Annotated in this window: 12 protein-coding genes; 9 read left to right on the top strand and 3 right to left on the bottom strand. The window is 34.5% G+C overall.

Annotation, left to right across the window (positions count from 1 at the left end; genetic code table 11):
• Positions 1–121 precede the first annotated feature (121 nt).
• Positions 122–853 (bottom strand): DUF2971 domain-containing protein, encoded by a 732-nt coding sequence (locus tag C4S35_RS02325; protein ID WP_159916619.1) that lies wholly within the window; start codon positions 851–853, stop codon positions 122–124.
• A 437-nt stretch (positions 854–1290) separates the two neighbouring features.
• Here C4S35_RS02325 and metG point away from each other — a divergent pair, with 437 nt between their 5' ends.
• The 4 genes from metG (at position 1291) to C4S35_RS02305 (ending at position 6530) form a co-directional block, all read left to right on the top strand.
• Positions 1291–3351, top strand: a complete 2061-nt coding sequence (gene metG, locus C4S35_RS02320; protein ID WP_103998609.1) for a methionine--tRNA ligase — start codon at positions 1291–1293, stop codon at positions 3349–3351.
• Between the two features lie 81 nt (positions 3352–3432).
• Positions 3433–4119 carry an HAD family hydrolase gene (locus C4S35_RS02315; protein WP_103998608.1) on the top strand — a complete coding sequence of 229 codons (687 nt, stop codon included), beginning with the start codon at positions 3433–3435 and terminating at the stop codon, positions 4117–4119.
• Positions 4120–4447: 328 nt separating this feature from the next.
• Positions 4448–5719: an OmpA family protein gene (locus C4S35_RS02310; RefSeq protein WP_103998607.1), complete on the top strand. Its 1272-nt coding sequence runs from the start codon at positions 4448–4450 to the stop codon at positions 5717–5719.
• A gap of 181 nt (positions 5720–5900) precedes the next feature.
• Positions 5901–6530 carry a chloramphenicol acetyltransferase gene (locus C4S35_RS02305; protein ID WP_103998606.1) on the top strand — a complete coding sequence of 210 codons (630 nt, stop codon included), beginning with the start codon at positions 5901–5903 and terminating at the stop codon, positions 6528–6530.
• A gap of 100 nt (positions 6531–6630) precedes the next feature.
• Here the strand turns inward: C4S35_RS02305 and C4S35_RS02300 are convergent, their stop codons facing one another.
• The gene (locus tag C4S35_RS02300) at positions 6631–6963 is read right to left on the bottom strand and encodes a single-stranded DNA-binding protein (RefSeq protein ID WP_103998605.1); all 333 of its coding nucleotides are present in this window, start codon (positions 6961–6963) and stop codon (positions 6631–6633) included.
• A gap of 186 nt (positions 6964–7149) precedes the next feature.
• On the opposite strand from C4S35_RS02300, the gene C4S35_RS02295 reads away from it, so the two are divergent.
• From C4S35_RS02295 to C4S35_RS02275, 5 genes are all read left to right on the top strand, one after another.
• Entirely contained in the window at positions 7150–8679 is a 1530-nt protein-coding gene (locus tag C4S35_RS02295; protein WP_103998782.1) for a bifunctional GNAT family N-acetyltransferase/carbon-nitrogen hydrolase family protein, read from the top strand.
• Positions 8676–9026 carry a hypothetical protein gene (locus C4S35_RS02290; protein WP_103998604.1) on the top strand — a complete coding sequence of 117 codons (351 nt, stop codon included), beginning with the start codon at positions 8676–8678 and terminating at the stop codon, positions 9024–9026. The genes C4S35_RS02295 and C4S35_RS02290 overlap by 4 nt, the downstream gene beginning before the upstream one ends.
• Before the next feature lie 103 nt (positions 9027–9129).
• Entirely contained in the window at positions 9130–11451 is a 2322-nt protein-coding gene (locus tag C4S35_RS02285) for a M28 family peptidase (protein ID WP_103998781.1), read from the top strand.
• Between the two features lie 13 nt (positions 11452–11464).
• Positions 11465–12268 (top strand): SDR family oxidoreductase, encoded by an 804-nt coding sequence (locus C4S35_RS02280; RefSeq protein ID WP_103998603.1) that lies wholly within the window; start codon positions 11465–11467, stop codon positions 12266–12268.
• Between the two features lies 1 nt (position 12269).
• Complete coding sequence (locus C4S35_RS02275) at positions 12270–13211, top strand: DMT family transporter (protein ID WP_103998602.1); 942 nt, start codon at positions 12270–12272, stop codon at positions 13209–13211.
• Between the two features lie 54 nt (positions 13212–13265).
• Here the strand turns inward: C4S35_RS02275 and C4S35_RS02270 are convergent, their stop codons facing one another.
• Complete coding sequence (locus tag C4S35_RS02270; RefSeq protein WP_103998601.1) at positions 13266–15329, bottom strand: M13 family metallopeptidase; 2064 nt, start codon at positions 15327–15329, stop codon at positions 13266–13268.
• Positions 15330–15337: the final 8 nt, after the last annotated feature.

Raw genomic sequence — 15337 nt, 5'->3', positions numbered from 1 at the left:
ACAAAAATATAAAAGCGACTTCACTTTCTGGATGTGTTTAGTGAAAAAATAGATTCTTTAATTCTTTTTTATTAAAGGTGTCGAGTCGGGATACTTCGCAAAGCGTGGCTATTTTATTAAATTATCGATAAGATGCTTTTGATCTTTTGATCTCAACGTTTTTTATATTCAAAGTTTCTAAATAAACAGAAATTGCAGAAGATAAGACTGTATTTTTGGGACCTATTATCACTTCCTTTATGGGGAAATTTTTCTCTCCATTTGAAAAATCAATATCTAAATAGGTTTTTGGAGCATTCTGAGACATTAAAAATTTGATTTCCTGTGCAGCAAAATCTTTTCCGAAAGCTATTCCTCCTGGATCTACAATTTTGAGCGAATTGTTACTTTTTATGAAATTAACTAGATGCACTAATCTTACTTCTTTTTCCTCCGAAAATGCAGGGTTTTTATAAGAAGTTAAATCATTTGCAATCTCTATACATGCATTTATGAAATCTTCACCAAATTTTTCGTCTTCAGACTCTTCTACTTCGTGAAGAGCTTTTATCATTGCCTTAATTTCTTTGATTTGTTTCTTTTCGTTGTATTCAACTTTTAATCCTTTTATGGGTAACCTAAGTAAGTCTTTTGCTCTAAAACCTAATACATACCCATTACCATCATTTGAATATGCTCTCCATTGACTTAAAACATCTCCATCTTGTGAAAAGCAAGATGCTAATGCTAAAGCTTTAAGTCCAGAGATGTGGAAAATTGCATCAAGGAAATCTTGTCCTAATTCAGGTAATAATTCTGACGCTGATTTTTCCCATATTGAATATCCCCAATGCATTTCCATAAAATCGTTCATAGAAAAAACATCACAAAAACGTAAAGTTTTATTTGTACAAATTGCGTGAAATGTATTTGCATCACAATAGTGGTAAATTAGTTCGTTCGATTTTGGTTTATATTGTCTTGGAATTAGCATATTTTCTTTTATATGGATTTCACAAAATGGCTCATAACTTTTTATATGCGTTATGAAATCACACAAAGCCTCCCTATTTAAGGTAGACAAGTATGACAAATGTCAAATTTGATTATTCTCTAAATGTATAAAAATATCTTACGCAATGATTGTTTTTCCAAATCTTTCAGAAAACATTAAACCCGATTCCCTAGCCGCGATAACAGTGCAAATCCTTTCTATTTTTTCTTTGAAAATAGAAAGATTGCAACGGATAGCGGGAAATAGCTTCAAATAAAAATTCTATTGCTTATTTTTGCACTCAATAAAATAGAATCATGATACAGAATCCAAAAAGATATACGATTACAGCTGCATTGCCTTATACGAACGGACCGATTCACATTGGCCATTTGGCGGGTGTTTACGTGCCTTCGGACATATATTCCAGATATTTAAGATTGCAGGGAAGAGACGTTTTGTTTGTTTGCGGAAGTGACGAGCACGGCGTGGCGATTTCGATGAAAGCCAAAAAAGAAGGCATTACGCCACAGGAAGTAATCGATAAATACGATGGAATCATCCGTAAATCGTTCTCTGATTTTGGAATTTCTTTTGATAATTATTCCAGAACTTCAGCTAAGATCCATCATGATACAGCTTCGGAATTTTTTAGAAAATTGTATGAACAAGGTGATTTTATTGAGGAAGTAACCGAGCAATTGTATGATGCGAAAGCAGACCAATTCTTGGCAGACCGTTTTGTGGTGGGAACTTGCCCAAAATGCGGCAACGAAGAAGCATACGGTGATCAATGCGAAAAATGTGGTTCTACATTAAATGCTACGGATTTGATTAATCCAAAATCGACAATTACGGGAGAAACTCCAATTTTGAAATCAACGAAACACTGGTTTTTGCCTTTGGATCGTTATGAAGATTTCTTGAAAGAATGGATCCTTGTTGGACATAAAAACGACTGGAAACCCAATGTTTACGGACAAGTAAAATCATGGATTGACGGCGGTTTAGAGCCTCGTGCAGTAACTCGTGACCTCGATTGGGGAATTGATGTTCCTGTTGAAGGTGCCGAAGGAAAAAAATTATATGTATGGTTTGATGCGCCGATTGGCTATATTTCTTCTACTAAAGAATGGGCTTTGCGCGAAGGAAAAGATTGGGAACCGTATTGGAAAGATCAGGATACTAAGCTGGTTCACTTTATTGGGAAAGACAATATTGTTTTCCATTGCATCATTTTTCCTGCAATGTTAAAAGCCGAAGGAAGTTATATTTTGCCGGATAATGTGCCTGCAAACGAATTCTTGAATTTAGAAGGAAATAAATTATCGACTTCTAAAAACTGGGCGGTTTGGCTTCACGAATATTTGGAAGAATTCCCCAATCAGCAAGATGTGTTGCGTTATGCTTTGACATCGAATGCGCCAGAAACAAAGGATAATGATTTTACCTGGAAAGACTTTCAGGCGAGAAATAATAATGAATTGGTTGCGATTTACGGGAATTTCATTAATCGCGTGGTGGTTTTAACCAACAAATATTACACCGGAATTGTTCCGCAACCAAATGTGTTGTCAGAAGTTGATGAACAAACCCTGGCTGAATTGCAAGCATATCCGGCTGTGATTTCAAGTTCTTTAGAGCGTTACAGATTTCGCGAAGCCTTGAGTGAATTAATGAATGTGGCACGTTTAGGAAATAAATATTTGGCCGATGAAGAGCCTTGGAAAGTCATCAAAGACAATCCGGAACGCGTGCAAACTCAAATGTATGTGGCATTGCAAATTGCAGCTGCGTTGAGTTCACTTTGCGAACCGTTCTTGCCATTTACAGCCAAAAAATTATTAAGAATTCTAAAAATAGAAAGTCCATTGAACTGGAATACTATTGCTCAAACTTCTGATTTAATTCTGGCGGGACACCAAATTGGAGAAGCGGAATTATTGTTTGCAAAAATTGAAGACGAGGAAATTCAAAAACAAATAGACAAACTCGAAGCTACAAAAACAGCCAACAAAGCCGAAAATAAAATAGCCGAACCACAGAAAGAAGAAATTCAATTTGAGGATTTTGCCAAAATGGATATTCGTACAGGAACGATTTTGGAAGCCGAAAAAATGCCAAAAGCCAACAAGCTTTTGATTTTGAAAATTGATACCGGAATTGATATCCGCACGATTGTTTCAGGAATTGCCGAGAGTTTTAAACCGGAAGACATTGTCGGGAAGAGAGTTACTGTTCTAGTGAATTTGGCACCAAGAAACCTTCGTGGTGTTGAAAGTCAAGGAATGATTTTGATGACCACAAATGCCGAAGGAAAATTGGTGTTTGTAAATCCGGATACCGATGGAGTTGCCAATGGAGAGACTATAAATTAAGAAAAACCAACCTCTAATTCGCTAATTAATATGTATTTTATACTATATTAATCAGCGAATTTGTGGTAAAATCAATCAAATATGAACCTAAAAGTAATTGCTTTCGACGCTGATGATACCTTATGGATTAACGAAACGTATTTTGATGAAACCGAGAAAAAATTCTGTGGTTTAATGGAAGATTATTTATCGCATCAAGGAATTTCCAAAGAACTTTTTAAAGTAGAAATTGATAATTTAAAATTATACGGATACGGAATCAAGGGGTACATACTTTCTATGATTGAAGCAGCAATGACTATTTCGAATAATACTCTTCCCATAGAAATAATTGAAAAAATCATTCAATACGGAAAAGAACTACTCGAGAAACCGATTGTTTTATTGGATGGCGTGGAAGAAACGTTGGAAACTTTACACGGCAAATACAAATTGGTTGTTGCCACCAAAGGCGATTTATTAGATCAACGCCGAAAATTACATAATTCCGGCTTAGGTCATTATTTTCATCATATTGAAGTGATGTCAGACAAACAGGAAATTGATTATTCTGATTTGATTAAACGACTGGAGATACAACCTGAAGAATTTTTCATGATTGGAAACTCTTTAAAATCTGATGTCTTACCAGTTCTAGCCATTGGCGGACACGCAGTTCATATTCCGTTTCACACAACTTGGGCACACGAAAAAATCGACCATAAAGTGGAACATGTAAACTTCAGTGCTTTCGAAAAAATAACTGATGTTCTAAAAAGACTGAAATAGCTCTATACTTTTGATATGTAGTTAAACAACATTAAAATTAGACGATTATACAGTTTACAAAAGACTGTTTTAATCCAAATTACTTGGATAAATTGATTTGATTATTGGCATCTGAAATATAAAATCTGTTTTTAACCGTTTTTTATAATATTAACAAAAAAAAATATTCTTGCATTACTATTATTAAAACATTGATTTTCAGTGTATTAGGTAAATTATCTATTTTTTATCATCACAAAACAAATATTAATTCTTATATAATTAACTGTTTGTTTTTTTTAATTAAATATTGTGATGTATTTTTGCGCTAAATTAAATTTGAAATAAAATGAAAAAAATCATACTTACGTTAGTATTTGCTTCTGTTATGACCACGATGAGTGCTCAAACAGAAACTGTTAAAAGCACAGAAACTACAGTTGAAACTCCTTTTAACAGATGGTCTGTAGAATTAGCTGGTGGTTTTAACAAACCAACAAGATCAATGACAGCTGGTTATAGAACTGCTGTAGTTAGTCCTTATGTTGCTGATTTAGGAGTTCGTTACATGTTTAACAACAAATTCGGTATGAAAGCTGATTTTGGTTACAACAGTTTTACAGAAGGAGATAATTCTAAAAATTTCGACACAAAGTACTACAGAGTAGATTTACAAGGTGTTGCTAACTTAGGAAGAATTATGAGCTTTGAGACTTGGACTAAAACAATTGGTTTATTAGGTCATGCTGGTGTAGGTTTATCATTCTTGGAAAAAGAAAATCCTACTTATTCAAAAGACAGAATGGGTAACTTAATGGCTGGTATAACAGGTCAAATCAAATTATCTGACAGAATTGCCTTGACAGGAGATTTCACTACTCTAATTCACGGTAGACAGAATCTTGCTTTTGACGGTGCTAGTTCAGTTACTCCAAGAGGTTTGTCTGGAGTTCTTTTTAACGGTACTGCAGGTATTACAGTTTACTTAGGTGAAAATGTAAAACATGCTGACTGGGTTATCGATAACGAAGGTAAATTTGATGCAATTGACGCAAGATTTATGGCTATCGAAAACAAAATGTTAGATACTGACAATGATGGTGTAGCTGACTATTTAGATCAAGAACAAAATACTCCTGCTGGTCAAATGGTTGACACTAAAGGAAGATCTATTGACAAAAACAACAATAACGTTCCTGACGAAACAGAAGCTTACATCTTGAAAAATTATGCTAGTAAATCAGGTGATACAACTACTGTTTATGACAACGAATTAATTAAAAGTTTAATTAATGGTGGTTATGTAGCTGTTTATTTTGATTTCGATAAATCTAAGCCAACAAACGTTTCTTCTGAAGGTACTGATTTTATCTTAACTTACTTAAGAAACAATCCTTCTGCTTCAATTGACATTATTGGTCATGCTGACGAATTAGGAAGATCTGCATACAATGATAAATTATCTAATGCAAGAGCTAATAATGTAAAAAACACTTTAGTAAAAGCTAATATCGATGCTTCAAGATTGAATGTAATCGCTGCTGGTGAAGACACTTCAGTTGATAAAGATTCAGATGCTGCAAGAAAATTAGTTAGAAAAGTTACTTTCAGAGTAAAATAATCTAATTCATTATATCAAAAAGCCCTAAAAGAAATTTCTTTTAGGGCTTTTTTTATGCCTCAAAACTTCCGTTTTTAGGTGCTTGCATTTCAGTACCGATTTACAATTAAAATTTCTGAAAATGAATTTAAGGATTACTAGAATAACTGTACTTTTGACAACAATATAACGTTACACCATCTTGAAAACACTTTTAGATATAGAAAATTGGAATAGAAAAGAACACTTTCTGTTTTTTAAACAAATGGAAGAACCTTTTTTTGGTGCAACTGTCAAAATAGATTGTACCAAAGCTTATAAGGCAGCAAAAGCCTTAGACACCTCGTTTTTCATTTATTACTTACACAAAACATTAATAGCGGTTAATACGATTGAATCGTTTCGTTACAGAATTTTAGAGAATCAAATCTTCATTCATGACCAAATCAATGGCTCGGCAACAATTGGACGTGAAGATGGTACTTTTGGTTTTTCTTTGATTCAATATAATGCTGATTTTACTGTTTTTGAAAAAACTGCTCGCGCAGAAATTGAACGCATTCAAAATACAACAGGTCTTTTTACAAGAACTTTTGAAGAGGATAATGTAATTCATTTTTCATCAATTCCTTGGCTGAATTTCACCTCGCTTTCACACGCAAGAAATTATAGTTTTCCGGATAGTTGCCCTAAAATTTCTTTCGGTAAAATGATGGTTGCCGAAAATGGTAAAAAAACCATGTCTCTCTCGGTTCATGTTCATCACGGATTAATGGATGGTTTACATCTGGGGAAATTTGTAGATTACTTTCAGGAATTAATGAACACCTAAAAAAAATACCGCTTTTTGCTGTAGTTTTTAATTTATCATAAAAAACTACAACAAAAAGAGGTATTTAATTCTAAAGGCTATCGGAATAACAAGCCGAAATCTATTTTCCTAAAAGCAACACATCGTTAACCGCAACTTCTGTGATATATCGTTTTTCACCATTTTTATCATCGTAACTTCTGTGAGTCAATTTACCCTCTATGGCAATTTCTTTTCCTTTAGTTACGTATTTTTCTATGATTTCGGCAGTTTTCCCCCAAGCTACAAGTTTGTGCCATTGCGTTTCCTCTACTTTTTCTCCTTTATCGTTTTTGTAGCTTTCGTTTGTCGCTATTGTAAAATTGGCAAGTTTTTTTCCTCCGTCAAAAGTTTTGATTTCCGGATCATTCCCTACGTGTCCAATTAACTGTACTTTGTTTCTTAATGCATTCATGGCGTGTAAAATTTAAATGTTAGTGTATATAAGTTATTTATTGAAACGTTCTTTCGTATCAACATTGCAAAGATGCGGTGGCTTCAAAAATTTATTCGGTAGATAACTACTTACTTTCGGTTGTAACTATTTGTAAACGTTTGTAAATGGAATATTTTGATTATATTTGATGGAAATCAACTTTTTATGCAGTCAAAAATAAAAAAAGTAGAGTTACGAAATTTACAGATTGAAGACTATAAGGAGTTAAAAAAGTCAATGCTAAAATCCTATCCGGAATTAGAAGACTCGTATTGGAAAGAACAAGATATTGAGCAAATACTTTCCATGTTTCCTGACGGCCAACTGGTAATTTTAGCAGATAAAAAAGTGGTAGGTGCAGCCTTTTCGTTAATTGTAGACGAAGTTTTAGTAGATAAAAATTCTGATTACGCTAAAATAACAGGGAATTTTACTTTCTCGACACACAATCGCAAAGGGGAAATCTTATATGGAATTGATGTATTTATTCATCCGGATTATAGAGGTTTGCGTCTTGGCAGAAGATTGTACGATGCTAGAAAAGAATTATGTGAAAAATTGAACCTAAAGGCAATAGTTTTTGCCGGAAGGATTCCAAATTATAACAAATTCGCTAAAGAACTGACTCCGAAAAAGTATATCGAAAAAGTAAAACGAAAAGAATTGCATGACCCAGTGCTCTCTTTTCAATTGAGTAATGATTTTCACGTAATGAGAATTATGAAAAATTATCTCTCAGGAGACACCGATTCCAAAGAATTTGCTGTATTATTAGAATGGAACAATATTTATTATGATGAAAGTCCCCAATTAATAAATACTCAAAAAAGCATCATAAGAATTGGATTGATTCAATGGCAAATGCGTCCGTTAATAAATCTGGAGGCATTATTTGAACAAGCTGAATTTTTTATTGATGCCATATCCGGTTATAAAAGTGACTTCGCCCTTTTCCCGGAGTTATTTATTGCCCCACTTATGGCAGATTACAATCATTTATCAGAACCTGATGCCATTAGAGAGCTTGCGAAATATGCAGATCCCATTCGCAAAAAATTTCAGGAACTTGCCATCTCTTATAACATTAATATCATTTCAGGAAGTATGCCTTATCTAGAAAATGGCACTTTGTATAATGTTGGGTTTCTTTGTAAAAGAGACGGAACCTCTGAAATGTATTATAAAATTCATATCACTCCAAATGAAGTCCTTCACTGGGGAATGAAAGGCGGTTCCCAAATTAAAACTTTTGATACTGATTGCGGAAAAATAGGAATTATGATTTGTTATGATGTTGAATTCCCTGAACAATCAAGAATATTGGCCGATGAAGGAATGAACATTTTATTTGTACCATTTTTAACAGATAACCAAAGTGGCTATATAAGAGTAAAACACTGCGCGCAAGCCAGAGCCATAGAAAACGAATGTTATGTCGCCATTGCCGGATGCGTTGGAAATCTTCCAAAAGTGAACAATATGGATATTCAATATGCACAATCTGCTGTCTTTACGCCTTCAGATTTTGCATTTCCGAGCACCGGAATAAAAGCGGAAACGACTCCTAATACTGAAATGACTTTGATAGTAGATGTAGACCTGAATTTGCTTAAAGAGCTTCATGAACATGGAAGCGCCAGAATCTTAAAAGACCGCAGAACCGATTTGTACGAAATAAAAAGAATCAATCCATGAACAAAACCTGCTTAGAATGTGGAGAAAAGATTGTAGGCCGCGAAGACAAAAAGTTTTGTAGCGACGGTTGCCGTAATGCCTACAATAACAAGATAAACAAAGACAGCACTAATTTTATGCGCAACATCAACAATAAGTTGCGCAAGAATTACCGCATTCTATCCGAACTCAATATTGAAGGAAAATCAAAAACCACTCGGGCAAAACTATTAAGCAAGGGTTTTGATTTCGAATTTTTTACCAATATTTTACAGACTAAAACAGGAAATACCTACTATTTCCTTTATGACCAAGGCTACATGGTTTTGGACAATGATTTTTATATGTTAGTTAAAAAAGACATTTAATACCACAACCCCAAAATCTATCTAACCAATAATGAAAAAAGATTATTCCTCATTTTTTGCCAGTTTATTTATCCTAGTGATTCTGGGATTGATTTACTTTACAATGATGCCTCATTGGACTTCTAGCGAAGCAGAATCCCTTTCTGGATTTTCAACCAAAAGAGCATTGACCCAAGTAGAAGCCATCTCAAAACAGCCTCATTATGTAGGTTCGGATAATCATCAAGTAGTGGCTGATTATCTTATAAAAGAACTCCATAAATTAGGGTTAGAAACTTCCGTCCAGGAAGGATTTACACTAAGCGATTGGGGAAATCTAGTGAAATCTAAAAATATACTGGCTCGTATAAAAGGAACCAATAGTTCTGAAGCCTTGCTTTTGCTTTCGCACTATGACAGCGCACCACATTCCTACTCGCATGGCGCAAGTGATGACGCATCAGGCGTAGCTACCATCATGGAAAGTGTTCGCGCTTTCTTGTATACTAAAAAACAGCATAAAAATGATATCATAATTCTCTTTTCGGATGCTGAAGAATTAGGGTTAAATGGTGCCGCACTTTTTGTAACCCAACATCCGTGGGCAAAAAACGTAGGTTTGGTTTTGAATTTTGAAGCGCGCGGTTCCTCGGGTCCAAGTTATATGCTGATGGAAACCAACAAAGGAAACGCAGGATTGGTGAAAGAATTCGCTGCAGCAAAAGCGACTTTTCCTGTTTCGAACTCGCTAATGTACAGCATTTATAAAATGTTGCCCAATGATACGGATTTGACGGTTTTTAGAGAGCAAGGTAATATTCAAGGTTATAATTTTGCCTTTATCGATGATCATTTTAATTATCACACCGCCCAAGATGATATGAATCATTTAAATACAAATACATTGACACATCAAGGCTCGTACTTAATGCCCTTGCTGAATTATTTTTCGAATGCTGATTTGAGGACTACAAAAGCTACTGAAGATTATGTTTATTTCACCATTCCCTATACTTTTATAAGTTATCCATTTGATTGGGTTTTACCAATGGCAATAATCGCTTTGGTATTCTTTGTATTTTTACTGTTTCTAGGAATTGCAAAACGCATTTTATCATTCCCTGAAATTTTAAAAGGATTTATTCCGTTTTCGAGTTCCTTAATTATTACCGGATTAATCACTTTTTTTGGATGGAAAGCATTGCTGAAAATCTATCCGCAATACAATGATTTACTCAACGGATTTACCTATAATGGTCATGCCTATATTGCTGCTTTTGTTCTTTTGGGCATAGCAATTAGTTTAGCGTTTTATCAGCTTTTTTCAGCCAAAAAAGTGACGATGAATCATTATGTTGCTCCGTTATTTTTATGGATTATCATCAACGGAGGTCTTGCTATTAGTTTGCAAGGTGCAGGATTTTTGATCATTCCCATTTACTTTGGACTATTTTCTTTTGGAATTTTTATTATTACGCAAAGGTCAAATAAAACACTAAATCTTATTTGTAGCATCCCAGCCTTATTAATCATAGTGCCATTTATTCAAATGTTTCCTGTCGGTTTGGGATTAAAAGTATTATTTGGAAGTGCACTACTTACTGTTTTAACTTTTGCATTATTATTACCTGTTTTTGGGGCTTTCGCCAAAAAAGGATTGTGGTCCTTATTGTTTTTTGCACTCGCTATTGGCTTTTTTGCGAAAGCACATTATAGTTCCGGTTATGAATTTGGCAAAGCCAAATCAAATAGTTTGTTGTATATCTATAATGCCGATACCAACAAGGCAAGTTGGGCAACTTATGACAGTAACCTTGACTCTTGGACCAAAAACTATTTGGGTGAAAACCCAAAAGATGCTAAGGATTTGAATGAAACACCTTTGTTCAGTAAATATAATTCCGGGTTTACTTATTCAAAAGAAGCTCCAATAAAAAATCTTAAAAAACCAAGTATCGAATTTCTGGAAGATAGAATTGTAGGTAATCAAAGGTATTTGAAAATAAAGATTTCACCCAACCGAAAAGTAAATCGTTATGACATTTATGCCAATGAAAAAATGACTATTTATAATTTCAAAGCAAATGGGGCGAGCACTTTAGGACAAAAAAGTTCTAAATATCAACGAAACGGAAAGAAAATTTTGAGTTACTATGTGGTAGACAATTTTCCTTTAGAAATGCAGTTCAGTATAGATGCCACAACTCCATTGAAAATGGAATTAATGGAAAGTTCTTTTGATTTATTGCACAATCCATTATTTAATATCGTAAAAAGAGAAGATTGGATGATGCCAACTCCTTTTGTTTTGAATGATGCCGTGGTAATTAAAGAAACGATAAAACCAAGCCCAGTTGTGGCTGTAAACACTTTGAATATTGGCATTGTAACTCCTATTGTAAAAGACAGTTTAATGGTTGCAAAAGACAGTTTAAAAGTCAAATAACTTAAAAATAAAAATGACAAAAATTAGCATTCTAGGTTGCGGTTGGTTGGGTTTGCCTTTGGCGAAAGCCTTATTAGGAAAAGGATTTTCGGTGAATGGATCGACAACTTTTACAGAGAAACTTTTAGCATTGGAAAACGAAGGAATTAGTCCTTTTTTAGTTTCGCTTGACAGCAAAAGTGTATCGGGTACTGTCGAATCGTTTTTACAGGAAAGGAGTACTTTAATCATTGATATACCACCAAAATTACGAGGAAGCAACAAAGAAAATTTTGTTGAAAAAATAAAAGTATTAATTCCATTTATAGAAAAATCATCTGTTAAAAATGTTCTTTTTGTTAGTTCCACTTCCATTTATGGAGAAGAAAATGATATTGTAACCGAAGAATCTCCACTAAATCCAGATACGGAAAGTGGCAAACAATTAGTCGAAGCAGAACAGCTTTTGCAAAGCAATAGGCACTTCAAAACTACTGTTCTTCGTTTTGGTGGCTTAATTGGCGAAGACAGACATCCTGTGAGATTTCTAGCTGGTCGTGAAAACATCGATAATCCTGAAGCGCCAATAAACCTTATTCATCAGCAAGATTGCATTGGTATTATTCTAAAAATTATTGAGACCAATTCTTGGAATGAAACTTTCAATGCGGCAACTCCTTTTCATCCTACACGAGAAAATTATTACACCCAAAAAGCAATGGATTTGAATTTAGCGTTGCCAAAATTTAACCATGAAAATGTTTCTATTGGAAAAACCATTTTAAGTGATAATATACAGACTAAATTAAATTATAATTTTACCAAACCAAATTTATAACGTGAAAACTAAAATCAAAAATGCGGTTTCGTCTAAAGTCAACTCCATTGGATTACCAATATTAGCTTTATGTTGGGTCAGTCTTTTTTGGGGTACCACTTGGATTGCTTCAAAAGAAGGTGTAAAACACATGCCTGCTTTACAACTCGCCGCTATTAGACAATTTATTGGCGGTTTTCTCTATATTTCCTTTTTCTTGTTCAAGAAGACTCCTTGGCCAAAAGGAAAGCAATGGAAAACAATCCTAATTCTGAGTGTCCTAAATTTTGTTTTGAGCAACGGTCTTAGCACTTGGGGAGTAAAGTATATCAGTAGTGGTTTAGGAGCGATAATTGGCGCTATTGTTCCATTATGGATTGTTATAATAAGCTTTTTTAGAGGCGAAAGACTGGCAAGATTAGCTGTAATTGGTTTAATAGTGAGTTTTGGTGGTATTTGTCTAATTTTTTACGATCATTTGAGCGATTTTATAAAACCCGATTTTAGATTTGGGATTTTTATTTCACTTATTTCAACTTTAACATGGGCTTTTGGAACTTTGTACACTAAGAAAAAAGCAGCAAGTTTTAATCCTTATTTCAGTTTAGGATTACAGATGTTTCTCTCCAGTATTTTGCTTTTTGCTTATACTGGCGCTACTGGCTCGTCCGTATCGTTAAGTTCTATTCCAGCTATTTCCTGGTGGTCAATTGCTTATTTAGTTGTTTTTGGCTCTGTTCTTACTTTTATTGCCTTTATTTATGCACTGCAAAATTTACCAGCACAAATAAGTAGTATTTATGCATATATAAACCCAATTATTGCCGTGATTTTAGGTGCCATAATTTTTGGAGAAACGCTCAATGCTTCCATTGCTATAGGCGGTGGGGTTACCTTATTTGGATTATATATGGTGAATTATTCGTTGAGAAAAGGACGGAATCAAAAAGTAGCTAACAAATAAAAAAGGTCCCATCTGCTTACACAAATGGGACCTTTTGCTATTATAGAATAATTATTACCAGATTCGTACTCGTTTTTCCGGTGCAATATACATTCCGTCATTGGCTTGAATATTGAAAGCCTGATAGAACGTATCTACATTTTGCAAAGGAACATAAGCACGATACATTCCTGGTGAATGTGGGTCTGTTTTGACTTGGTTTTTCAATGCTTCATCACGTGTTTTTGAACGCCAAATTGTAGACCAAGAAATGAAGAAACGTTGTTCTGGTGTGTATCCGTCAATTAATCCCGGATTTCCATTTTCTTTCAGATACAATTGCAAACCATCATAAGCTGCATTCACTCCACCTAAATCTCCAATATTTTCTCCAAGCGTAAATTTACCATCCACAAATGTTCCCGGTATTGGCTGCAAGGCACTATATTGTGCGGCAAGCGCTCCTGTTAAAGCGGAAAATTGTTTCAAGTCTTCTGCTGTCCACCAGTCTACTAGATTTCCGTCAGCATTGTATCTCGCTCCTGAATCATCGAAACCATGTGAAATTTCATGACCTATAACGCCTCCAATTCCACCATAATTTACCGCTTCATCGGCTTGATAGTTGTAAAAAGGCGGCTGTAAAATAGCGGCCGGAAATACAATTTCATTATTAGATGCATTGTAATATGCATTTACAGTTTGTGGTGACATTCCCCATTTTTCTTTATCAACTGGCTTGTTCAATTCGGCTATGTTTTCATCAAAACGCCATTTTGCCATGTTTTTTGCATTGTCAAAATACGTTCCGCCTTCTTGTGGACTTTTAACTGTCAAGGCCGAATAATCTTTCCATTTATCAGGATAACCGATTTTTATTCTTGATTTGTGCAATTTAGCAAGCGCACTAACCTTTGTTTCCGCTGACATCCATGACAAATTATTGATACGGTTTTCAAAAGCAAGGAATATGTTTTTAATCATTTTTTCTGCTTTGACTTTGGCTTCAGCAGGAAATTTTTTCTCTACATATAATTTCCCTAAAGCTTCTCCAACTGCGCCATTGATCGTTTGAAGTGCTCTTTCGTCACGTGGTCTTTGACTAATTGCACCCGTTAAAGTTCTTCCATAAAACTCCCAATTGGCATTTTCTATATTTGTTGATAATTGGCTAGAAGCTCTATTCAATAAACTCCAACGCATGTATGCTTTCCAATCTTCTACTTTATTTTCTTTAAAAATAGTTTCTAGAGCAGCCATGTATTTAGGTTGCGATACGATTACTGTATCTGCTTTTGCCAAACCAATTTTTGTGAAATAATTATTCCAGTCGATAGATGGAGTTAATTTCTGAAGATCCTTAATGCTCATTGGATTATAGGACTTACGACGGTCCCGTCTTTCTACTCTGTCCATCCTTGGTTTAGACATCGCAATTTCAAGCGCTAGAATTTTTTCCGCATTCATTTTAGCAACTGCTGGTTTATCACCAAGATACTGCAACATTTTAGCAACGTGTAAAACATATTTTGCACGTTTCTCTTTTGAATCGGCATCATCAGAAACATAATAATCTCTATCTGGTAAGCCTACGCCCCCAGGACCTAAATTAATTACGTTTCTATTACTGTTCTTTGCATCCGTTCCAACAGCGGCACCCATAAATCCAATGCCACCGATAGGTTCCATTTCGATCAATAATGCTTCTAAGTCTTTAGTGTTTTTTACTGCATTTATCTTTTTTAAATAGGGTTTTAACGGATTTATACCTAATTTATTTCTTCCAACAGTATCTAATATCGATTTGTATAGATTGATCGCTTTTCCTTGATCAGTATTGGACTTATACGCAGGATTTGTTGTGGCCTCTTTTAAAATTGACAAAGCATCATTATCGGTCTTTTGACGTAATTCATCAAAACTTCCCCATCTAGTCCTGTCACTTGGAATCTCCGTATTATTTAACCAAGTTCCATTCACATACCGAAAGAAATCATTGTTTGGTTTTACACTTTTATCCATGTAATTAACATTAATTCCTGGCTCTTTAGTTATCAAAGTATTCTGAGCCTGACTAATTGTAAAACCTAAAATTGCGGGAATTACAAAAAGTAAATGCTTATTCGTGTTTTTTTTCATTTTTAATA

The organism is Flavobacterium urumqiense, from assembly GCF_900108015.1.
Lineage (GTDB): Bacteria > Bacteroidota > Bacteroidia > Flavobacteriales > Flavobacteriaceae > Flavobacterium > Flavobacterium urumqiense.
The sequence above is the reverse complement of the archived record's forward strand: the minus strand, read 5'-3'. Positions and strand labels throughout refer to the sequence as shown.